Source organism: Chryseobacterium sp. Leaf394 (assembly GCF_001424105.1).
Lineage (GTDB): Bacteria > Bacteroidota > Bacteroidia > Flavobacteriales > Weeksellaceae > Chryseobacterium.
Genome location: NZ_LMQH01000011.1, coordinates 2,180,401 through 2,202,721 on the forward strand (window position 1 = coordinate 2,180,401; position 22,321 = coordinate 2,202,721).

The 22,321-nt window shown below is 37.7% G+C and carries 22 protein-coding genes and 1 pseudogene; 5 read left to right on the forward strand and 18 right to left on the reverse strand.

Going from position 1 to position 22,321, the window contains the following annotated elements; translation table 11 throughout:
- Window positions 1-51: 51 nt before the first annotated feature.
- From ASG21_RS14610 to ASG21_RS14640, 7 genes are all read right to left on the reverse strand, one after another.
- The gene (locus ASG21_RS14610) at window positions 52-435 is read right to left on the reverse strand and encodes a hypothetical protein (protein WP_056081648.1); all 384 of its coding nucleotides are present in this window, start codon (window positions 433-435) and stop codon (window positions 52-54) included.
- Window positions 436-507: 72 nt separating this feature from the next.
- A complete protein-coding gene (locus ASG21_RS14615; RefSeq protein ID WP_056081651.1) occupies window positions 508-1,515 on the reverse strand; it encodes a DUF3289 family protein in 1,008 nt (335 codons plus the stop codon).
- 53 nt (window positions 1,516-1,568) lie between these two features.
- Window positions 1,569-3,530 (reverse strand): phage baseplate assembly protein V, encoded by a 1,962-nt coding sequence (locus ASG21_RS14620; RefSeq protein ID WP_056081653.1) that lies wholly within the window; start codon window positions 3,528-3,530, stop codon window positions 1,569-1,571.
- Between the two features lie 183 nt (window positions 3,531-3,713).
- Entirely contained in the window at window positions 3,714-4,118 is a 405-nt protein-coding gene (gene tssD, locus ASG21_RS14625; protein ID WP_056081656.1) for a type VI secretion system tube protein TssD, read from the reverse strand.
- A gap of 367 nt (window positions 4,119-4,485) precedes the next feature.
- Window positions 4,486-4,890, reverse strand: a complete 405-nt coding sequence (gene tssD, locus ASG21_RS14630; RefSeq protein ID WP_056081657.1) for a type VI secretion system tube protein TssD — start codon at window positions 4,888-4,890, stop codon at window positions 4,486-4,488.
- Between the two features lie 143 nt (window positions 4,891-5,033).
- Window positions 5,034-5,903: a lytic transglycosylase domain-containing protein gene (locus ASG21_RS14635; RefSeq protein ID WP_056081664.1), complete on the reverse strand. Its 870-nt coding sequence runs from the start codon at window positions 5,901-5,903 to the stop codon at window positions 5,034-5,036.
- 23 nt (window positions 5,904-5,926) lie between these two features.
- Window positions 5,927-8,419, reverse strand: coding sequence for an ATP-dependent Clp protease ATP-binding subunit (locus ASG21_RS14640; RefSeq protein ID WP_056081668.1), 2,493 nt, complete (start codon window positions 8,417-8,419; stop codon window positions 5,927-5,929).
- 160 nt (window positions 8,420-8,579) lie between these two features.
- On the opposite strand from ASG21_RS14640, the gene ASG21_RS14645 reads away from it, so the two are divergent.
- Entirely contained in the window at window positions 8,580-9,308 is a 729-nt protein-coding gene (locus ASG21_RS14645; protein ID WP_056081673.1) for a hypothetical protein, read from the forward strand.
- Between the two features lie 160 nt (window positions 9,309-9,468).
- Here the strand turns inward: ASG21_RS14645 and hemB are convergent, their stop codons facing one another.
- Window positions 9,469-10,458 (reverse strand): porphobilinogen synthase, encoded by a 990-nt coding sequence (gene hemB / locus ASG21_RS14650; RefSeq protein WP_056081677.1) that lies wholly within the window; start codon window positions 10,456-10,458, stop codon window positions 9,469-9,471.
- Between the two features lie 119 nt (window positions 10,459-10,577).
- Between hemB and ASG21_RS14655 the strand changes: the two genes are divergently transcribed.
- The 4 genes and pseudogenes from ASG21_RS14655 to ASG21_RS14670 all read left to right on the forward strand — a co-directional run bounded on the left by ASG21_RS14655 (window position 10,578) and on the right by ASG21_RS14670 (window position 13,921).
- On the forward strand, window positions 10,578-10,928 hold the full coding sequence (locus ASG21_RS14655) for a T9SS type A sorting domain-containing protein (protein ID WP_056081681.1): 351 nt from the start codon (window positions 10,578-10,580) through the stop codon (window positions 10,926-10,928).
- A 104-nt stretch (window positions 10,929-11,032) separates the two neighbouring features.
- Window positions 11,033-11,944 (forward strand): ATP-binding cassette domain-containing protein, encoded by a 912-nt coding sequence (locus tag ASG21_RS14660; RefSeq protein WP_056081685.1) that lies wholly within the window; start codon window positions 11,033-11,035, stop codon window positions 11,942-11,944.
- Window positions 11,945-12,029: 85 nt separating this feature from the next.
- Window positions 12,030-13,340, forward strand: coding sequence for an ABC transporter permease (locus ASG21_RS14665; RefSeq protein WP_056081689.1), 1,311 nt, complete (start codon window positions 12,030-12,032; stop codon window positions 13,338-13,340).
- A 27-nt stretch (window positions 13,341-13,367) separates the two neighbouring features.
- A pseudogene (locus tag ASG21_RS14670) lies at window positions 13,368-13,921 on the forward strand (Fic family protein).
- An 80-nt stretch (window positions 13,922-14,001) separates the two neighbouring features.
- On the opposite strand, the gene ASG21_RS14675 reads toward ASG21_RS14670, so the two are convergent.
- From ASG21_RS14675 to lpxD, 10 genes are all read right to left on the reverse strand, one after another.
- Entirely contained in the window at window positions 14,002-14,646 is a 645-nt protein-coding gene (locus ASG21_RS14675; protein WP_056081693.1) for a porin family protein, read from the reverse strand.
- Between the two features lie 99 nt (window positions 14,647-14,745).
- The gene (gene sucD / locus ASG21_RS14680; protein ID WP_056081696.1) at window positions 14,746-15,618 is read right to left on the reverse strand and encodes a succinate--CoA ligase subunit alpha; all 873 of its coding nucleotides are present in this window, start codon (window positions 15,616-15,618) and stop codon (window positions 14,746-14,748) included.
- A gap of 91 nt (window positions 15,619-15,709) precedes the next feature.
- Entirely contained in the window at window positions 15,710-16,612 is a 903-nt protein-coding gene (locus ASG21_RS14685) for an LpxD N-terminal domain-containing protein (RefSeq protein WP_056081701.1), read from the reverse strand.
- Window positions 16,613-16,654: 42 nt separating this feature from the next.
- The gene (locus ASG21_RS14690) at window positions 16,655-17,320 is read right to left on the reverse strand and encodes a hypothetical protein (RefSeq protein ID WP_128414312.1); all 666 of its coding nucleotides are present in this window, start codon (window positions 17,318-17,320) and stop codon (window positions 16,655-16,657) included.
- The gene (locus tag ASG21_RS14695) at window positions 17,284-17,781 is read right to left on the reverse strand and encodes a hypothetical protein (RefSeq protein WP_056081708.1); all 498 of its coding nucleotides are present in this window, start codon (window positions 17,779-17,781) and stop codon (window positions 17,284-17,286) included. Before ASG21_RS14695 ends, ASG21_RS14690 begins: the two co-directional genes overlap by 37 nt.
- A gap of 356 nt (window positions 17,782-18,137) precedes the next feature.
- On the reverse strand, window positions 18,138-18,704 hold the full coding sequence (gene efp, locus ASG21_RS14700) for an elongation factor P (RefSeq protein ID WP_056081712.1): 567 nt from the start codon (window positions 18,702-18,704) through the stop codon (window positions 18,138-18,140).
- Window positions 18,705-18,728: 24 nt separating this feature from the next.
- Window positions 18,729-19,079, reverse strand: a complete 351-nt coding sequence (locus ASG21_RS14705; RefSeq protein WP_056081715.1) for a hypothetical protein — start codon at window positions 19,077-19,079, stop codon at window positions 18,729-18,731.
- Between the two features lie 13 nt (window positions 19,080-19,092).
- Window positions 19,093-19,881 (reverse strand): acyl-ACP--UDP-N-acetylglucosamine O-acyltransferase, encoded by a 789-nt coding sequence (gene lpxA, locus ASG21_RS14710; RefSeq protein WP_056081717.1) that lies wholly within the window; start codon window positions 19,879-19,881, stop codon window positions 19,093-19,095.
- Window positions 19,882-21,279: a bifunctional UDP-3-O-[3-hydroxymyristoyl] N-acetylglucosamine deacetylase/3-hydroxyacyl-ACP dehydratase gene (locus tag ASG21_RS14715; RefSeq protein ID WP_056081720.1), complete on the reverse strand. Its 1,398-nt coding sequence runs from the start codon at window positions 21,277-21,279 to the stop codon at window positions 19,882-19,884.
- A complete protein-coding gene (gene lpxD / locus ASG21_RS14720; protein ID WP_056081724.1) occupies window positions 21,272-22,303 on the reverse strand; it encodes a UDP-3-O-(3-hydroxymyristoyl)glucosamine N-acyltransferase in 1,032 nt (343 codons plus the stop codon). Before lpxD ends, ASG21_RS14715 begins: the two co-directional genes overlap by 8 nt.
- Between the last annotated feature and the right edge of the window lie 18 nt (window positions 22,304-22,321).

A 22,321-nucleotide genomic window follows, 5' to 3' on the forward strand; every position in this document is an offset into this window, starting at 1 on the left:
AAATTGGAAATCCAAAAAAAATGATTTAAAAAGACTCGAAGAATAAGACAGTCAGTTTTTAAACTCCGTTTTTTTTGTCATTTTATTGTTTTTATAAATCAGAATATCCTGAAGTTTTTCAGTTCCGCTAATTCTATATCTTATTTTAGCTACCAAATCTTTTTCTGAACCTTCAATTCCGCCAAATTCATTTTCTTCTGCAGCCCTACGAATTTCATCAGCATATCCACCCACAGTTTTTTTCCTGTAGAAAAAACAGGTTACCTCTTTATTACCTGTACTTGATTGCTGTGAAAGATCAGCAAACGATTTCAACTGATTAGTAAGGTCTTCATCAGTTAGATTACTGTAATCTGAAATTTCAAAATATTTAAAATTAAATTCTGACCTCTGATTAAATTCAGAGTCTATAGATTGAATGTTGGCTTTTTCCATCGATGTCTTGCATTTAATAACTGTGAAAAATGTTATGATTAAAAAAAAATATTTCATTTTGATGTATTGAAATTAAACAAATCCCGAGATAGTACCTTTCATATCAATTTTTGTAATAAAAGGCTTGTAACCTTTAAAATGCTGAAGGACGAACCATGCAAAAAATATGTTGTTGTCGTACTTTTGAATATCAGGATAATCTAAACCAAAGTGATCCCAATAAATGTACTGAAGCTCCATCTGATAATGATTATTGGTTTTTGTATATTTTTTTATAAAAACCTGGTACGCCCACACATCATTAATTGTAATTCCTAAACCACTGAACTTATCACTAAATCTTGGACTGCTCACATTATCTTCCACCAGCATCTCATATAAAACACCTTTGCCGTCATCTTTGATCTCAAGACCGGAAATTTCACCTTGATTCTCCCGTAAATAATCGCGGATATTTGAGTGAATGGCAGCAATAAAATTTATAGAATTCTGGTGCGCAATAACTGCTTTTGTAAGATCTGTATGGGTAAAATCTGCCCCAGTGTTTTCCCGCATCCTTTCGACCATGAGTTCAGCAACGGTTTGAATTTTTCCCATTGAAAAATATCCTATATCTCCTTTAAATATGTTAAAAAGATCGCCTTCAGATTTTGCGTTATACTCTTTGATCTTATTGATTCTGAAATCGGCATCGCCGGATGCATTATCTTTTCTGGAGCTCCAGTCGAGCCATCCATCCTGTTTTTCCGTATTATATGTTTCATTGTACAGCTGTGTTCTGAGACGCTGATATCCTGCTTCATCACTCGTATAATCGTTAAAAAGCATATCAGTTGCTGTCCCGGAATTATCTCTGTTTCTGCCTTTTCTTCTCGATCCCTGTAAAATAAGAATAGGATAATTATACGTTTTTTCTTCCGGCTTCGGAGGAGTTTCAGGATTTCCTGCTTCGTGAATAGAAGCCGCAGAGTTTTCAGCATATTGCATCGCTGCATTTTCAGAAATACCCGACTTTGAAAAGTAGGAAAGTTCACCCGTGCTTTCGTGTATTTTCCCTTGCACAATCCTTGTACGGCTCATAATCTTTATATTTTAAACCTGCGATTTTTTATTAAATCCAAATGAGAATTAGGCTAAAAGCTCTTGCCTTTTTCTCCACTTCTGTTCTCAATACTGTTTTGAGCATGTTTCACAATTTTTCCATTACTGGAAGTTTCTATGCCACCTTCACTATTTACTACGGTTTTCCCTTTGGCAGTTTCGCTGTAAAGATCTCCCTGAATCATCTCCGTCAGTTTCCCTGTAATAAACATGCTTGTATCTCCCAACACAGAAGTCATTTTCATTGCCCCAACACTTTGGGTAGCATTCATTCCGATGCTTTGTGATCTGTTCATACCAATAGTATCAGACTGATCTCTACCAACAGTCGTAGTCATATTTTCTCCCACATTAATAAACATATTCTTACAGTTTAAAGTCATCGTTTCCGGAGCAGTAATGTTGATGTTGCTTCCGGTCGTATCCAGATGAATCTCATTGCCAGATTTATCGGTGATGATAATACTTTCGTCTTCTGTAAAAACTACTTTGTGACCACTTCTCGTCATAATAGATTTCACTCTGTTATCAGCAAATCCGCCTAAAGCTGTTCCGCCATGAAACATTCCACCCATCACAAAAGGCCGGTCTGGATGATTGTGAACGAAATTCACCATTACCTGATCGCCAACTTCCGGGATCGCAACGTAGCCCCGGTTTTGTGTAATCTGATCTGTACCTCCCGCATCAGGACTCATCATTCTTATGAAATTGGTAGTATCATTCATCTGCCAGTCAAATCTCACCTGCACTCTGCCCTGCCCTTCCGGATCGGTGTTTGAAATTACTGTAGCAATCTGTGGCTGAGCAATGGGAACTGTGAATTCGGGTTTTGGTAAGAAACCTGTATCTGCGGCAATACCCTGAAAACTTCCGCTGTAATGACCAATGGTATCAATATCGTGAGTCGTTTCAGTGATCATTATTTTGGTAAAATATGAGCTTTCGTTTGTATCAATTTTTCTCATCTGAATATCTGCAACACAGCCAGGATGAAGAAAAGGAACAGTGGTTTTCCCTGATACTGAAAAGACATTCACCGCCTCACTTCCTGACGTACTTCTTTGTGAATATTCCACATCAAGATTGGTGGATGCTTTAATTGGAGCTACCTGCAGCGAAGGTGTTTTAAAGATAGAATCGTTGTGCTGATATGCTGTTTTTGCCAAATCACCGACATGCTGAACGGGTGTTGCTCCCGAAGTTAATTTTTCGTTTTTACTGCTGTTGTAACCGTAGTATTGAGGTTTTGTATGCAGTGCTTTTAATTCTACTTCCACATCCTGAGCACTGCTTCCATAAATCAGTTTTACCGGAGCATTCTGCGGGGGAAGTTTACCGAAATGTAGGACTTCGCCATCGTAAAAAAACTGTTCGCCATACGCTTCTGCCATTCTTGCCAGATAGTTGTAATGACTCTCATTATATTGGCTGGTGTACACAATTTGTGAATAATCGTTGGTATCAATTCTTACATCAAATTTACTTTTGTCTAAACCCTGTTGAATGACTTCATCAGCTATAATCCCGATGCTTGCAGACTTTCCGCCTCCAAAACTTTGAATATGAGGTGCGCCATCCAGCAAAATCGTAGGGCTAAAACCTTTTAGTACAATATTTCCCAAACTCATTTGCTCCTGACTGAACGAAACTCCGGTAATTACGCCCACGAAAGTTCTTTCAGGACTGTTTTGAACATCTTTATAAGAAATAACGGCAGTTAATCTTTTTCCGAGAAACTCGTTGGCGTCTTCAAGAGTGTGGGTCTGTCTTCCTCCCAATGCGTCATGAGCTAAAGTAATTTTAAATTCATGATGACGGTTGGCACTTTGCTTCAGGCTGAAATGTTTGTAATATTTGATCACTTTACCCTCAATAACCAAAGAAAGTTTTACAAGACGGTTAATACCGGTATGTTGATGGGCAGCTATATTTTCAGCATTTTGGGACGGACGGAAACCGCTCCCGTTTCTGTTTTCCGGATTTGTAGTCATAATAATGTGATTGTGTGATAATAAAGATAATTATTTTTCAGCAACATTTAAAAATTATACACAGACAATTTTTAGTTTTTAAAAAATATTAACATAAATTTAAATCTTACAGACAAAAAAGACTGCCTTTTTTAAATATGACAGTCTTCGTTCCCTTAATAACTATAAAACTCTGATTTTTTTTTAAGCGGATGGCCAAAGACCTGTGTAAGCAGAATTACCATAATTGATTGACTCTGCACTCACTACGAAACTGATGTACATTGAGTTTTCATCTGTTCCGTCAAAATCTACTTCATGCTGAATAACGTAACCGTTTTCCCAGTTCAAAGTGATCAACGTACCTTCTTCGTGAGATTTGTTGAAAGTGATTTCACCCGTTGTCGGTTTATATTTACCGTTAAGTAATGACTCAAGGATGTCAGATTTTTCTGTAGCTTCTACAGTTACTCTGATTAATGCGTTGGAAGGGTCTGATGCTACTCTACCTGAAACATCAGTAGATCTTGATACGCTGTAATTCAGCTTTAATAATTTCTGTCCTTCGCCTCCATTGAATTTTAAGATTCCTCTTGAATTAAGTGCCATAATGTAAATTTTTTAAAAATTAATATTTTGTGATCTGTTGCTTTTGGTATTCCAAAGATAGAACCACATTTTTAAAAATTCATCCTAAAAATCAATTATCTCAGATTTTGTAGTAGTTCTACGATTTTGTGTAGTAGTTCTACGACTGGCGATTCAAAATTTAAAATTCAAGATTTAAGATTCGGGGTTCGGAGTTCGAGGTCCGGGATGCGGGATGCGGGACTCATAATTTATACTGTGGTAAAAAAATATATTTTTCAATTTTTATTGATTTGGATTAATTGAAAATAATTAACATCAAAAAAAGACTGTCAAATAAATTGACAGTCCTGCTTTTGTATACATTAATACTGAAAAGTTGGTTTGCTTAGCTTGACGGCCAAAGACCTTCGTAAGCTGAATTACCATAATTGATTTGCTCTGCGCTCACTACGAAACTGATGTACATCGAGTTTTCATCTGTAGCGTCAAAATCTACCTCATGTTGAATCACATAACCATTTTCCCAGTTTAAAGTAATTAAAGTTCCTTCTTCGTGAGATTTGTTGAAAGTAATTTCTCCGGTTGTCGGCTTGTACTTTCCGTTGAGCAGAGATTCCAGAATGTCGGATTTCTCTGTCGCTTCCACTGTAATTTTGATAATTGCGTTGGACGGATCTGAAGCTACTCTACCAGAAACATCCGTAGATCTGGAAACACTGTAGTTCAGTTTTAATAATTTCTGTCCCTCTCCTCCGTTGAATTTTAAGATTCCTCTTGAATTAAGTGCCATTTTGTAAATTTTTTTTAATTAAACTTTGTGGTTTTTTACATTTCGTATTTCAAAGATAGAATGTCTCAGAAAGATTTTCAAATAATTTGAAGGAAATCTGAAAAAGTGTAGTAATTCTACGATTTGATGTCGTAGAACTACGATTATTTTTGATGGTTGTTGGATGATTCTCTCACCGATCTGGCCAGAATCCTGTTCTTTTTCAAAAGATAATCAGGCATCAGATCTACAGGAAGTCTCAAAAAACCTTCACCATCTTCTTTCAACTGCTGTTCAAGTTCAGGATTCCATTCAATCAGTTGGGAGAATTCAATTTTTAATTCTTCTGCAATAATTTTAAGATTAAATCCTGCATTAATTTCAGTTTCTGTAAGTGAGGAAATTGTTTTTCCGCTTCCACTGCCATCCAGAAATACTTTTTTCATTCTGGAATTGTTGTAATCTGTGAGTACAGCATTCAGTTCTCCGGTTGCGAAACAGACATTCAGGTATTTTTTAACATGATTTACCGTTTCGGCCGGAAGGTATTTTGAAAAGACATGATACTGTGTAGATCCTGCATTTCGCATGGCTTTGGCGATATTTCCCTCACCACAGTTGTAGGCAGCAACCACCGTCACCCAATTATTGTACTTTCTGTACAGATCTGCGAGAGAAATGGCTGCTGTTTTTGTACTTCTGTAAAGATCCGTTCGTTGCTGCTCAGTAAGACCATATTGATTTGCATGAGCAGTCATAAACTGCCAAACACCGACCGCTCCGGCACTTGATGTAATATTTCGGTTAAAATTTGACTCAATGAGTGCAAGATTCCGCAAATGTTTGGGCAGACCTTTTTCCACCATAGAATATTCGATGAATTCTACAATTTCTTTATTGGAGCTGATGATATTCTGGTATTTTCTCACGCTGCTTTCGGAAGTATCCGAAGCATTTAAAAACTGTGAAAAACCCGGCTGTGAAAAGCCCGCAGTGAAAATTACAGTGAGCAAAATTTTAAATCCCGTCTTCATCGGATATGCTTTTTCAAAATAATTTAATTTACTGTCCAGACGGTTTGCTCTTCTTCAGGATTCCATTCTACATTGAGGGTTTGTCCTGCTTTAACTTCTTCTTTTACGATCATTTTTGAAATTGGCCTTGCCAGCTGTGACCTGATGATACCGGAAATCTGTCTTGCGCCGTATTTACTGCTGAAACCTCCTAAAGCCAGACCTTTCACAGCTTCGTCTGAAATTTTCAGGCTCATACCCAATCTGAATAAAGAATTGTGAAGTGATTTAAGCTGAATATTGAAAATTCTCTCCGCCATCGATTCTGTGATCGGCGCGAAAGGAATAATTTCTGTGATTCTTGCTAAAAATTCTGGTCTGAAGCGTCCTGAATTAGACATGATCTGCATGAGAGATTTTGATTCAGGAATTTTGCCTTCTTCAAACTGTTTCACGATTTCTTCACTGCCAATATTTGACGTAAATAAAATCAGGGCATTGCTGAAATCTCCTTCTTTTCCTAATTTATCATGCACTTTTCCTTCATCCATGATCTGCAGGAAAACATCAAAAACCGAGTGATGCGCTTTTTCAATTTCATCAAACAGAACTACGGTATAAGGTTGCTGTCTGATTTTATTCACTAACATTCCACCTTCTTCGTAACCAACGTAACCCGGAGGCGCACCGTAAAGTAATGCTGCAGAATGTTCTTCTTTAAATTCAGACATATCAAAACGGACCATTGCTTTTTCGTCGTTAAAAAGAAGTTCTGCCATAGACTTTGCCAACTCAGTTTTCCCCGTTCCTGTTGGACCTAAAAGGAAAAATGAACCAATTGGCTGCCCCGGTTTGTTTAATCCGCTTCGGTTTTCTACAATCGCATCCGAAAGAATTTTCAGTGCATGATCCTGACCAACAACTCTGTTCATCAGAAGACCTTCCATATTCAGAAGTTTTTCTTTTTCCTGCGCCTGAATTTTACCAATCGGAATACTGGTTTTTGCAGCCATTACCGCCGCGAGTTCAAGACGGCCAACTTTTTCTCTTTTTACCGCTGCATGTTCCAGAAGTTCTGCATACGTTTGCTCGATAATCTTCTGAATTTCTTCCACCGCCATAGAGTTGTCGATCTGAGGCTGTTCACTCAGAGAACCCCACAAAATCGGACTGATTTTATCTCTCAGTAAATTATAGTTCCAGATAAGTTCATCTGCTTTATCTTTATCATCAAGATATTCTTCGGTTAAAATCTCTTTATAAATCGTATTCCAGCTGTCGAGTTCTTTTTCTGAAAGTTCGTCAAGCATTTTGATGGCAGCCATCGTTCTGTCTAGAAGATCAATTGCAGCGTCGGGAAGTCTTTTTCCTTTTGAATAACGTTTTGCCAAACGCACGCACTCCGGAAGGGCCGTTTTTTCAACTTCAATCCCGTGGTGTTTTTTGTAGCCATCCAAGAGAACGTCAATCATTTTAACACAGGTTTTTTCATCCGGTTCCAAAACGGTTAAAACTTCAAACCTTCTGTTAAAGGCCTGTTCAGGCTCAATAATTTTTCTATATTCTTCCTGAGTGGTTGCTCCTATAACGGTAATTTCGCCTCTAGCAAGTTCAGGTTTCAGGATATTTCCGATATTTCCTATACTTCCTTTCGGATCGAGAAGTGAGTGGATTTCATCAATAAACAAAACTGCTTTTTCAATTTTCTTGCATTCGTTGATTACTTTTTTCAGACGGTCTTCAATTTCACCTTTATAGGACGTACCTGCCAGCAAAGCTCCGGTGTCCAGCTCCAAAAGTGTTGCATTTTTAAGCATTTCCGGAACATTTCCTTTGATAATTTCAGTTGCGAAACCTTCTACCAAAGCTGTTTTACCAACTCCGGGCTCACCAATGATGATTACATTAGGTTTGGTTCTTCTACAAAGAATTTCGACCAACATTCTGAGTTCTTTATCACGGCCGATAATGTTTTCAATTTCACCGTTTCTGGCCTGTGCAGTCCTGTCTACACAATAATTTTTAATGGATGGAAAATTACTATCTGAATGACTGCTGCCATTTAATAAAGAAGAAAAATCTCCGTTATCAATACTTTCGTAAGGCGTATCTTTTCTGTATAAATTAAAGATTTCATGCTCTCTCAAAGGAAGAGACTTTAATTGCTGAAGCGAAAATGATACTTCAGGTTTTACGATTGCTGTAAGTATGCAGATTGGAGAAATTTCATCAAGACCCAGTTTCAGTCTGATATCGTCGGCCTCATCCAAAAGACGGTCAACAGAATCACCTTCCTTTACTTCAGACGGGAGATGCGATGTTTTGGGATATTCTTCAAGACGCACGTCTGCCCATTCATAAAAATATCCGGGATCTTTATCAATGTTTTTTAAAAATTCATTCAGACCAATATCTTTGTGCATTAAAGCCTGCAGAATATGAGGCCCGTCGTAAGTTGCGTTGTAATTTTCTCTGGCGATAGACTGCGCAATATGAAACAATTGTTTTACAGTCTCGTTGGTAACAAGTACTCCCATTTATTTTCGAAATTAATATTTGTGACTTTAAAATTTGGTTGAACTAAAATAAGTTTTTTTCGCCAACCCATGAAATTTAATTGTAAATATTTCATTTAATTAATAATCCTACAATGCTGAAAATTTTTATATTTTTACTGTAACCAAAAAGCAAATTTTTATGCAGAACAATCAACAGCTTACCGAACTTCTTGCCCTGGATCTGGGAACTTCAATTATCAACAGACTTCCTTACGCGAAGGAGGTTTTTAAATGGCAGGACATTGATCTTCTTCCCCATTCTTCTGAAGATACGATGCTTTGCGAAATTTATGAAAGAAACGGAAGAAACTGGCGTACCACCAACAATAATCTGATCGGATATTTATTCTCTGGTGAACAGTTGGAAACGGTAAAAAATCAATTAAAAGAAGTGAAGAAATTTTCAGCGATGATCCCTGATTTTCAGTTTAATAAAGACAGTATGCTCGATTTCGGGCTTTCGCTGCCTTCCTTATTTAATATTGATGTAAAAGGTGATTTGAAAAACGCAAAAGATTTCACAATCAAAGTGAGTAATGTTACAAAATCCCGTATCACCAATATTGATGCTCCAGGAATAGAAATTTTAAAAAAATACTCTCAGTTTACACAGGATGAATCTAAAGCTTACCGAAAAAATGTGAAATTCAATTTCCTGAGCACCGCACTTTTCTATGCAGAAAGTGTAGAAATTAATCTGGAAAAGGAAAGTGGCGTACATCTTGACGTAAGCTTCAGCACCCAGAATGTGGAAGTTCAGACCAATGTAGATACCGAAACTAAAAAAAATTTTGTTTTAAGATACACAGGAAATCAGTCGCCTTTCGCTGCGAAATTTGTGAGAGGGAAAGATTTTGATATTTTATAAAGTAATTCTAAAAAACTGGACTTTACTGAACACAAAGCGCACAAAGTTTATCTTAATACATTCTGTTTTAAGGTTTACAAAGCCATTTCACTTGTAGAAGACCTCCAAGTTTTTAAATATAAAAAAACAGCAACCTAAATTTACGTTGCTGTTTTTTAGTTTATTTATTTAAAAGCATTGCTGCTTCTTTGGCAAAATAAGTAAAAATCATATCCGCGCCCGCTCTTTTGAAACAAGTAAGACTTTCGATGATGGTTTTATCATTATCCAGCCAGCCGTTTTGGGCAGCGGCTTTTACCATGGCGTATTCTCCGCTTACGTTGTAAACTGCGATGGGCAGATCAATGACCTCACGCACTTTTGCAACAATATCCAAATAAGGAAGTCCCGGTTTTATCATAATAATATCGGCACCTTCATCCACATCCTTGAAGACTTCGTTCATCGCTTCTCTGGAATTGTGGTAATCCATTTGATAGGTTTTTTTATCCTTTGGAATTTCGCCCATCTCTTTCGGAGCACTGTCTAACGCACTTCTGAACGGTCCGTAGAACGAACTGGCATATTTTGCAGCATAACTTAAAATTCCGACATCATGAAAGCCACTTTCTTCTAAAGCCTCTCTAATGGCGAGTACTCTGCCGTCCATCATATCACTCGGTGCAATAATATCTGCACCTGCTTCAGCATGTGAAACCGACATTCTCGCCAAAGCATCGTTGGTAGCATCGTTTACTATTTTTCCGTTTTCGATAATACCGTCGTGACCGTAGATGGAATAAGGATCCAAGGCTACATCAGGCATTACAATCATTTCGGGAACCGCATTTTTAATGGCTTTGATCGTGTTCTGCATCAAACCGTCTCTGTTCCATGCTTCTTTTCCGGTGTTGTCTTTCAGGTGATCGGAAACCTTCATATAAAGATTAACCGCTTTCACTCCAAGTGAATACAATTCTTTACATTCTTTCACCGTAAGATCTATGCTGCGTCTGAAAATCCCAGGCATTGAAGCGATCGGCTCCTCTCTGTTTTCTCCCTCCATTACAAAAACCGGCATTACAAAGTCATTTACCGAAAGATGGCTTTCCCTTACCAAACTGCGTACGGCTTCAGTAGATCTGAGTCTTCTGTTTCTTGAATATATCATTTTTTGGAATACTTTTTGAAATATTGATACAAATTTAATACTTCTGATGCAAAAAGATGTTGCACAGTAAAAAGTTATTTAATACTTTTGTTACTAGTTTATATGCAAAAATGCGTTTAATGAGAAAAATTTTACTTTTAATTATATTCACAGGCAGCTTTTTAGGGTTTTCAAATCAATTGAAAGCTCAGCTGAGAGAGCCTTCCTCCGTATCTCAAAAATCAGATGACGGGATATTAACCGCTTACCCAAATCCGGCAAAAGACTTTTTGATGGTGAAAGCAAAAGATGCTAACTTAAAGATCAAAAACGTTACATTTTATTCCATTATGGGAACGCAGGTGGCAAGTTATAACATTAACGCCAATAAAAGCGAAATTAATATAGGTAATCTAAGACCCGGTAAATACATGATCCGTTACATTCTGAGTGACAATACTCAAAAGGTCACGCAGATCGTGAAACAATAAATAACAGAATCCTGATAATCATCAGGATTTTTTTTTGCCCTTTATTCTGAGTTAATTATTCCGTAACTTTCGGGTTCAAATTTATTTATCTCTAAAAAATTCTCATGTTACAAGCTGAGCATATTATAAAGACCTACGATTCGGGAAAAAAAATTGCACTGGATGATTTCAGTATCTCGGTTCCGAAAGGCAGTATCTACGGACTACTCGGTCCCAACGGTGCAGGAAAAACATCATTTATCCGAATCATCAATCAGATTACCAAAGCAGATTCCGGCGACATTCATATTGATGGTGAGAAACTTAATCCTTCACACATCCGCAATATCGGATACATGCCTGAAGAACGCGGTCTGTATAAAAATATGAGCATCGGAGACCAGATTCTCTATTTTGGTGAACTGAAAGGGATGTCTAAAAACGATGCGCTTTCTGAAGCTAAAAAATGGTTTGAAAAACTTCACATTGACCAGTGGTGGAAGAAAAAACTGACAGAACTTTCAAAAGGGATGGCTCAGAAAATTCAGTTTGTGGTGACGGTTTTGCACAGACCCAATCTTTTGATTTTGGATGAACCATTTTCAGGTTTTGATCCTGTGAATGCAAATTTAATTAAAGATCAAATCATAGATTTAAAGAACAACGGAACCACTATAATTTTGTCAACGCACAGAATGGAAAGTGTTGAGGAAATGTGTGATTACGTGGCATTGATCAATAATTCAAAAAAAATTATTGACGGAAGAGTCTTTGAGGTTCGGGAAAAATTCAAGAAAAATATTTTTGCAGTAAAACTTTCTGAGGTGAATCAGAAAAATTTCAATTTATTTAAAGAAAAATTTGAAGTTTTAAACCTGAAAAATGAACACAGCCTCACAACCTTTGACATTAAAAATAACATTTCGCAAAACGAACTGATTAGCGAAGTTCTGAGAACGGGAAACATCAGGACTTTCGAGGAAAAAATTCCAAGTATGAATGAGGTATTTATCAGTGCAGTCTCGAATAATGGGTGATAATTGATAAATGATGATTGATAAACGATCAGAGATTAGACATCCAGCATCAAACTTCCAGCACCCAACCTTTTAATAAAAATCTATGAACAATATAATCTTAATAACCAAAAGAGAATTTCTGACTCAGGTGAAGAAAAAATCTTTTGTTGTACTTACACTTTTGGCTCCCATCCTACTTTTGGCATTTGGAGCAGTCATCGGGCTGATGTTTAAAGCCAATGAATCCCACACGAAAATTGAAGTGGTAGACAACAGCGGACTGTTTAAAAACGCATTAAAATCAGATGATAAAATTAATTACAATTTTATTACAGAAGCAGATCCGGCAAAGAAAGTTGAGTCTCTGAAGAAAAGTGAAGCAACTGACGGAATTTTGATTTTACCTCAGCTGAACGGTTCTGATTATGCCGGTTTCGAAAAAAACACCCAGCTGCTGCTCAACACAAAAATTGGTTTTGACACCAAAAAAATGATTGCTTCAGACATCAATGAAGTTCTCAAAAAAGAAAAAATAAAAAAACTCGGAATTCAGAATTCCCAACTGGAAGATTTGGATAAAAGATTTTCGCTTACCACCATCAATCTTACCAACGATGATAAAGAAGATTCTGACATGGCTTTCGGTGTAAAAAGCGTTCTCAGCATGCTTCTGATGTATGTTACATTCATGTTTATCATCATTTATGGCGTTCGCGTCATGCGAAGTGTTCTGGAAGAAAAAAACAACCGTGTGGTTGAAATTATTATTTCATCTGTAAAACCGTTTGAGCTGATGATGGGGAAAATTCTGGGTGTAACATTGGTTGCTCTTACCCAGTTTATCGTATGGATTACAATGTCTGTGATTGGAGCACTGGTTTTAAATACAGGCTTTTCATCCATTCAGAAAAATATTCCGGGAGCTGATGAGAAGATGGCTTCTAAATTTGATATCGTTGAGATGGGAACCCAAATTTCGCACAGTCTTCTGGAGCTGAATTTTCCTCTAATCATTTTCGTTTTTATTGTATTTTTTCTCTTAGGATATATGTTTTACAGTTCGATCTACGCAGCTGTTGGCTCAGCGGTAGATAATGAAACGGAAACACAGCAATTCACCATTTTTGCCATCCTTCCGTTGATGTTGGGGATGTACGGAAGCTTTTCGGTGATGAATAACCCTGACGGGCCTCTTGGTTTCTGGCTTTCGATTATACCGTTTACTTCGCCGGTTGCGATGATTGCGAGAATTCCGTTTGGAGTACCTGCTTGGCAGATTGCGCTTTCGATTTTCCTGCTTTTAGGGACCACTATTTTTATGATTTTTGTTGCCGGGAAGATTTACAGAGTCGGGATTTTGATGTACGGAAATAAGGCGAGTATGAAGGAAATCTGGAAGTGGATTAAAGAGTAATTTAGAGCAAAATTTCATTTATTTAAGATGAAAAACATTGATAAATTAAGTCTGGAAAATGCATATCGCCTGTTTGAAAGCGGTAACATTCTTTCTATTGAAGTTGGCTCTACAAAAGGGTTACAGCAGTTGCACCGGTAACTTTTTGAGAAGCTTTACCACTTTGCCGGAGAGATTCGTATTCATAATATTTCAAAGGGAGGTTTTCGTTTTGCGACAGCTTTGTATCTGAATGAAATTTTAGCTAAAATCGAATTGATGCCGGAAAATTCATTTGAAGAAATCATATCAAATATGTGGAAATGAACATTGCTCATCCTTTTATGGAAGGCAACGGAAGAACACTGCGCATTTGGCTGGATTTAATTTTAAAAAAGAATTTAAGAAAAGTGGTGAACTGGCAGTTCGTCGACAAAACTTTATATCTACAGGCAATGGAACGAAGCCCAATTAACGATTTGGAGTTGAGGACATTACTTTCTTTAAATTTAACTGAAGAAACTGAAAGTAAAGAAGTTTACTTTAAAGGAATTGAACAGTCATACTATTACGAGGGATACAGAAAAGAAGATGATGAATAGATTTCCATCAATAATTATATACAAACAAAACGCCCGGTTCTCAATGAAAACCGGGCGTTTTTTATTTTATTAAAAAAATACTATTTAAAGATATAACTTAAGCTGAGACTTAAAACCTGTTCAGATTTTTTCTTTGCAGAGTTTGGGTCGATCTTGCTCTCATCCAAATCCGGATAAGTGTTTGATAATCCGAAATCGTACTTCAGAGTAAGTTCTAACTGTCTTTTGTAGCTATAACCAATACCAGCACCCAATGCAAAATTAAAGGACTTTGCTCTCCCGAATCTGTCTGTACGGTAAATCTCTCTCGACTCGTCCGTTACTTTCTGATCGATCAAAAAGTTGAATCTAGGGCCAATTTGTCCGAAAAACTCAGATTCAGCTTCAGAAAAATATCCTTTAAATGAAACAGGTACGCTGATGTAATTGTTTGCATACATCGCGTTGTAGCCCTGCATACCTTTTGCATCCTTATCCTTCCCGGATTCTCCAGCACCGTAATAAACAACTTCCGGCTGAAGGAAAAACTGATTGGAGCTTCCCATCGGAATCAATGCCAAAACACCACCTTGGAAAGCAAATCTTCCACCTGAAGGATTGTGTGCATTTTTTACTCTGGAATTATTAACTCCTGCGGTGAGACCGAATCTTGTGTTTCTGAAATCGATCTGTGCGGAAGCCATAAGGGAAAAGGCTAAAGCTGATGCCAATAATATTTTTTTCATATGTAGTTTTAATTATTTTTAAAGGACATATGTTATCGCCATATCTTCACTGTGTTTGTATGCAATGTTTATCAATGGCGATTTCATATCAATTTGTTTTTATCCTAAAACTTTTGCGATGGTAACACCGATTTCGGCAGGAGAGTCTACAACGTTGATTCCGTTTTCTCTCATGATTTCCATTTTTGCCTGAGCTGTATCTTCTGCACCACCAACAATTGCACCTGCGTGACCCATTGTTCTTCCTTTAGGAGCAGTCTGACCAGCGATGAAACCTACAACCGGCTTAGTAGAACCACTTGCTTTGTACCATCTTGCAGCTTCAGCCTCAAGACCACCACCGATTTCTCCGATCATTACAACCGCTTCAGTTTCTGGGTCGTTGATGAATAATTCCAAAGCTTCTCTTGTAGTAGTACCGATAATTGGGTCACCACCGATTCCAATTGCTGTAGAAATTCCGTAACCAGCTTTTACAACCTGGTCAGCAGCTTCGTAAGTAAGTGTTCCTGATTTTGAAACGATCCCTACTTTACCCGCTTTGAAAACGAAACCTGGCATAATACCAATTTTAGCCTCATCAGAAGTGATGATACCAGGACAGTTTGGCCCGATCAATCTGCAGTCTTTGTCAGCGATATAAGATTTTACTTTCACCATATCAGCAACAGGAATACCTTCAGTAATACAAACGATTACTTTGATACCTGCTTCAGCAGCTTCCATGATTGCATCTGCAGCAAATGCAGGCGGTACGAAAATGATACTTACGTTTGCTCCAGCTTTCGCAACAGCATCAGCAACAGTATTGAAAACCGGTTTCCCTAAATGCTCGCTTCCTCCTTTCCCTGGAGTAACACCACCTACAACGTTGGTTCCATATTCAATCATTTGACCTGCGTGGAAAGTACCTTCGTTACCAGTAAATCCCTGTACAATTACTTTAGAATCTTTGTTTACTAAAATTGACATTTTATTGTTTTTTAAATTTATTTTCTTAATTTATTAATGCTCACAAATTTACTTATTTTTCTTTGATTTTAAAGAAAACCGAAGCATTTGTTTATTCAAGATTTCTCAATTTCACCTCTTTTTTCAGATAAGTTTTGTAATCTTCGGCAAACATTCCGATATAGGTACCTTTTTTGAGGTCACGGTTGACTCCTGTTTTGCCTAAAAGTACAGAGCCACTTTCGATATTATTTCCGGAAGCAATGCCTACCTGTCCCCACAGAGTTACCTCATCACCAATGATGCAGCAGCCAGCAATACCGACCTGAGAAGCAATCAGACATCTTTTTCCAATCACGGTATCGTGACCGATCTGGATTTGATTGTCTAAAACTGAACCTTCTCTAATAATCGTGGAATCTGTAACACCTCTGTCGATAGTGCATCCGTTTCCTATTTCTACATCGTTTTCAATTACAACATTTCCTACTGAGATTAAGCGGTCAAAATTTCCGTTGAGTTTTCTGTAATAAAATGCGTCACCACCCAAAACTGTGTTGGACTGGATGACAACATTATCACCAATCACCGTGCGGTCGCCAATGACTACATTTGGAAAAATAATTGTGTTTTTTCCAATGGTAATATTGTTTCCTAAAACTGCTGAAGGATGAATTTTTGTTCCGTCACCAATTTCCACATCATGCAGTGTTTCTGTGAAATTGTAGATTCTGGTAAAATGGGTGTTGATTTTATTAAAATCACCAAACGGATCGTCTGAGATTAACAGTGCTTTGCCTTCCGGACAGTCCACTTCTTTATCAATTAAAATAATGGTTGCGGCAGAATTTAAAGCTTTGTCGTAATATTTTGGATGGTTAACGAAAACAATTTCACCGGATTTTACTCTGTGGATTTCGTTGGTGCCAAAAACCTGGAAATCTTCGGAACCTACGAATTTTGCTCCAATAAGGTCAGCAATCGTTTTTAATTTTTGTGGCTGATGAAAGGTCATATTTTACTATTAATGATTTGCAAAGATATAAAGTTTTACATATTAAAAATTGAAGTCTTCCGGTTCACCACTAAGTTTTCTACCTAGTAAAATATCGTCAGCGTACATTTGACGTATATGGATGTCAAACGAAGAATCAGATTCTTCCTGATAGGTACTAATTCCTATTTCCTGAAGTTTTTTATTTGTATGATAAAGTTCTAAAGCTATTGGCAGATGTTCTGCTATTTTTTTAGCTCTATACTTATTTTCTGCAGAAATTAAGGCCATTCTAAAATCCTGATGAGCTTCTATCGGAATCAATTCATCTTTGATGTCACTGAGATAAGTAAAAGATTCCTGTGCTCTTTCATACTCCCATGAACCTTTGTGTTCGGTTGCTTCAACATATTCTCTTATCATGTTAAACATTTCCTTATTTTCAATCTGTCGGGCTAATTCCAGATGAACGGTTTTATCGTAATAATTCAAATACGGTTTATCAGCATCTGGCGGTGGCGTGTATGGTGGTGCCGGTGGACTGTTTTTGATCTTTTCAGCTCTTGCCAAATCACGGTACTGGCGCTCGAGCTGCCCCCGTAAATCCGGTAAAATGAGCAGAGCACCATTTCCGGTTCTGCTATTGTGAAATTCGTACCAACCTGGCAGATTCTTTCCTTCGTCCATTTGACCTACATCGACGCTTTGAACCCACTGTAATCCTGCCACTGACTTGAATAGTCGTTATAATACCATTCAAAGCTGCTGTCGTGTATGAGGTATTGACAGTACAAATCGATGTCATAAGAGCTGGGTTCTTCCAAGAAGTTGCAACTCATTACATTCTTCTCAAGTATTTTAAAATCATAGCAGATCTCTACTCCTTCAAATACCTCCTGTCCTGCTCTCCATCTGCATTGCGCGTCAAACAGTTTTTTCTGCTGAATCATAGCCAAATGCCTTGTTGCATAATAAATCCACTGATTTTGCCTGCTCTCGTTATGCTTTCTATAATAATCGGCATTTTGATAAGCCAACATTTTATTAAAAGCGTATTGCCTGTAAAGGTCTTTCCAGTCGGATTGTTTATAAGGCTCAAGAAAGGACTGAGTTTTGGGATTGTTTTCTACTTTTTCTTCCCAGAGTTTTCTCAAAGATTCGTAATCTTTTTTTTCGGTTTGATCTGACATTTGTGTATAAATTTTAAATTGAAACTATTTTTTTGATCTAACTCAAATGTAATTATATTTTGCAACGGAGAAAAATTTCAGCAACAGAACATGAAAAAAACGTAAACCAACTAAAAGAAATATAGAATTTATTAGACAGTAAAAGATTATGAATAGCAGACAGTTTTTTACTATGCTCTGTCGCAGCCCGACTTGAACGGAGCTCTTTTTGTAAGCGATGGAAAAATCTCAGGCACAAAAAAGCGGGAGTGGAAGGCGGAAATAGCTGCCCAATTCAAAAAAATGCTTTGAGACCAGCAAGTAAAAAAAAAGCTGAAAGTAATTGTACTTCCAGCTTTATAGTATTTTGAGATCGATTATTCTTTCACTCTTTCTAAGTAAGAACCGTCTTCTGTGCTTACTTTGATTTTGTCGCCAGCCTCGATGAACAGAGGAACCATTACTCTGGCACCCGTTTCAACGAATGCATTTTTCAGGGCGTTGGTCGCAGTGTTTCCTTTTACACCCGGATCTGCTTCCACTACTTCAAGATAAACTGACTGCGGTAATTCTGCAGAAAGTGGCGTTTCGTCTGCCTCCTTCAAAATGATGGTTACTTCTTCGCCTGCTTTCATCAGGTTTGAATTTTCAATCATTTCTTTGTTTAAGTATAACTGAGAAAAATCGTCGTTATTCATGAAGTGGAAACCATTCTCATCATCATAAAGATACTGGAATTTTCTTGTGATTACCTTTACTTCGTCGATTTTGTGACCTGCAGAAAAAGTGTTATCGATCACTTTGCCGTTGGTTACCGATTTTAGTTTTGTTCTTACGAAAGCAGGTCCTTTACCCGGTTTTACGTGAAGAAATTCGATTACTTTAAAAATATCATTGCTATATTCGATGCAAAGACCTTTTCTGATATCGTTACTTGTTGCCATTATAATTTTGTATGTAATTTTTTTTTATTTTGATTTGTAAACCGGAATACTTAAAACGGTTCGCCCTGCCCTGTCAATGGCATCAACCCTAGGTTTCGTTATCGTTCCTGAGGTCATCTGATCGATGTACTGACCATTCATCACTGTATTGAAATTGATGGTGTTTACATTGAGTTGATTTACGTTTTTCTTCATTTCGGATGAATTATGAAAATCCGTTTTTAAATTTGAATAAGATTTTTTTGAACTGACTAAAACTGAATTCACATTATTTACAGCAATTGAGTCTTTTGCCGACCAGTCTAAATTTCTTTTTTCCTGCCCGAAAGCAATTGCCGAAACACCTGTTAAAGTAAGAATTAAAGTTTTCATCATTGTCAAATTTAAATTATTCTTTTCCGGTTCCGTATCCTTTTACGATACCTCTCGGAGAATTCTGAATAAACTGTAGAATTTCATCTCGTTCAGCTGTAGGAAGCATTTCTTTTTCGATATGCGAAACTGCCTGTGAAACATTCATTTTCATCTGAAAAATGGCTCTGTAAATTTTCTGAATTTCGAAAATTTTGTCGTTGCTGAAACCTCTTCTTCTCAGTCCTACGGAATTGATTCCCGCGTAAGACATCGGCTCACGCGCTACTTTTACGTAAGGCGGAATATCTTTTCTTACCAAAGTACCTCCGGAAATCATCACATGTTTCCCGATTTTACCAAACTGATGTACCGCAGAAAGGCCGCCCATCACTGTATAATCACCAATTTCCACGTGGCCTGCGATTCCGCAGCCATTTACTATTATAACGTGATCACCGATTACGCAGTCGTGTGCGATATGCGAAGTTGCCATAATCAGACAGTTGGTTCCGATTTTTGTAAAACCTAAGGCTTTTGTTCCACGGTTTACCGTTACACATTCTCTGATGGTTGTTTCGTCACCGATAATGGTCTGAGTATCCTCACCGTCAAATTTCAGATCCTGAGGAATTGCTGAGATTACCGTACCGGGAAAAATTCTGCAGTTTTTTCCGATTCTTGCACCATCCATTATCGTAACGTTTGAACCGATCCAAGTGCCTTCACCGATTTCTACATCTCCGGCGATGGTGGTAAATGGTTCTATGGTTACATTTCTGCTGATTTTTGCACGTTTATCAACGGCTGCTAGCTGGTGAATCATTTAGTCAACTTTATTTTTAGCTACCTGAGCCATTAGTTCTGCTTCTACAGCTATCGTATCACCCACGTATCCGTAACCCTGCATATGTACGATACCTCTTCTTATCGGGGTTATCAATTCAATTTTGAAAACCAGAGTATCGCCAGGAATTACTTTTCTTTTGAATTTTACCTTATCTATTTTAATAAAATAAGTAGAATAATTTTCAGGATCCGGAACGCTTGCCAAGACAAGAATACCTCCGGTCTGCGCTAAAGCTTCCACCTGCAAAACGCCCGGCATTACCGGTTCTTTCGGGAAGTGACCTACGAAAAACGGCTCGTTGAAAGTTACGTTTTTCAATCCTACCACGTGCTTATCTGAAAGCTCAAGAACTTTGTCTATCAACAAAAACGGATAACGGTGAGGCATCAGTCTCATAATTCCGTTGATATCGAAAACCGGTGGTTTATTTAAGTCAAATTCGGGAACGTTTTTCTTTTTCTGAAGTTTCCACTGTCTGTTCAGCTTTTTTGCAAACTGAGTATTGACGTAGTGACCGGGTTTATTGGCAATAACTTTTCCTTTAATTTTAACACCCGTGAGAGCTAAGTCACCAATCACATCTAGTAATTTGTGTCTTGCAGCTTCGTTTGGATAGTTTAAAGTTAAATTATCTAAAATCCCGTTGGGTCTGATGGAAACGTTATCTTTTCCGAACGCTTTTTTCAGTTTTTCTGTAGTTTCAGGAGTAAGATCCTTGTCTACATATACGATAGCGTTTGAAATATCGCCACCTTTTATTAAACCGTGATCCAGAAGCATTTCTAATTCATGCAAAAAACTGAACGTTCTTGCAGATGAAATTTCTTCCTTAAATTCTGAAATATTTTTAAGCGTAGCATTTTGAGTTCCTAAAACTTTAGTACCAAAATCTACCATCGTTGTTACTTCGTAAGTATCTGAAGGAATAATCGTAATCTCAGAACCCGTCGCAGGATCGCTGTAGCTCAGAACTTCTTTTACCACAAGATATTCTCTGGCAACAGACTGTTCCACTACCCCAACACTTTCGACAGCTTCAACAAAAAACTTTGAAGAACCATCTAAAATTGGAGGCTCTGAAGCATTCATTTCCAGAATAGCATTGTCGACATCACAACCTACCAATGCGGCCAGAAGATGCTCGCAGGTGTTGATTTTTACGCCGAGTTTTTCAAGAGTAGTACCTCTTTCTGTTGCGATAACGTAATTTACGTCTGCTTCTACCTGCGGATGTCCCTCAAGATCTGTACGTACAAATACAAAACCAGTGTTTTCTTTTGCCGGTTTGATGGTAAGTTTTACTTCTTTACCAGTATGAAGACCTATTCCGGAAAGAGTAACCTCTTCCTGAAGGGTTTTTTGCATATCACTCATTAGTATGATCTTTTGAGTTATTCTCAAGATTATTTATTCGTTTTGCCAATTCGGGCAATTTTCTGAAATGTACGTAACTTCTTAGATAGTCGTTGTAGGCGATCGCCGGCGACCCGTAAATGGTTTCTTTGTCATTCACGCTTGAATTCACACCGCTTTGTGCCTGAATTTTCACCTGACTTCCAATTTTTATATGACCTACGATACCTACCTGGCCACCAATCTGATTCCAGTCACCGATTGTGGTAGAACCTGCAATCCCGGTTTGCGAAGCGATTACGTTGTTTGCACCGATTTTTACGTTGTGGGCAATCTGAATCAGATTATCGATTTTCGTTCCTCTGCCGATGGTTGTAGAACCAATTGTTGCTCTGTCTATACTGCAGTTTGAACCGATTTCTACGTTATCTTCAATAATCACATTTCCAAGCTGAGGAATTTTCTGGAAACCTTCAGGAGTGGGCTGAAAACCAAATCCATCACCGCCAATTACAGTATTGGAATGAATCACACAGTTATCGCCAATAATACAGTAATCGTAGATTCTTGCACCACTGTCGATTTTGCAGTTTTTACCTATTTTAACGCCCTTACCAATGTACACCTGAGGGTAAATCTGCGAACCTTCGCCTATTTTTGCCTTTTCAGAAACATAAGTGAATGCTCCGATATACACTTTCTCACCAATCACTGCAGTTTCGTGGATAGAAGAACCATCTTCAACGCCTTCTTTTCTGCCCTGCATTTCCTGATACAGATTCATTAAAACCTGAAAAGAAAGATAGGCATCTTTTACGGTAATAAGGGTTGGCTGGTAAGTTTTATCAGTAATAAGATGCTCAGAAACAATAATGACCGAACATTTTGAGTTGTCTAAGTAGGGAGAAAAACGGTCCTGAGCAATAAAAGATAAATGCCCGGATTCTCCGTTTTCAATAGGTGACACACCGGTAATAACCGCGCTCTCGTCACCGATGATTTTCCCGTCAATAAAACTTGCAATTTGCGAAGCTGTGAATTCCATATTCTGCAAAGATAAGAA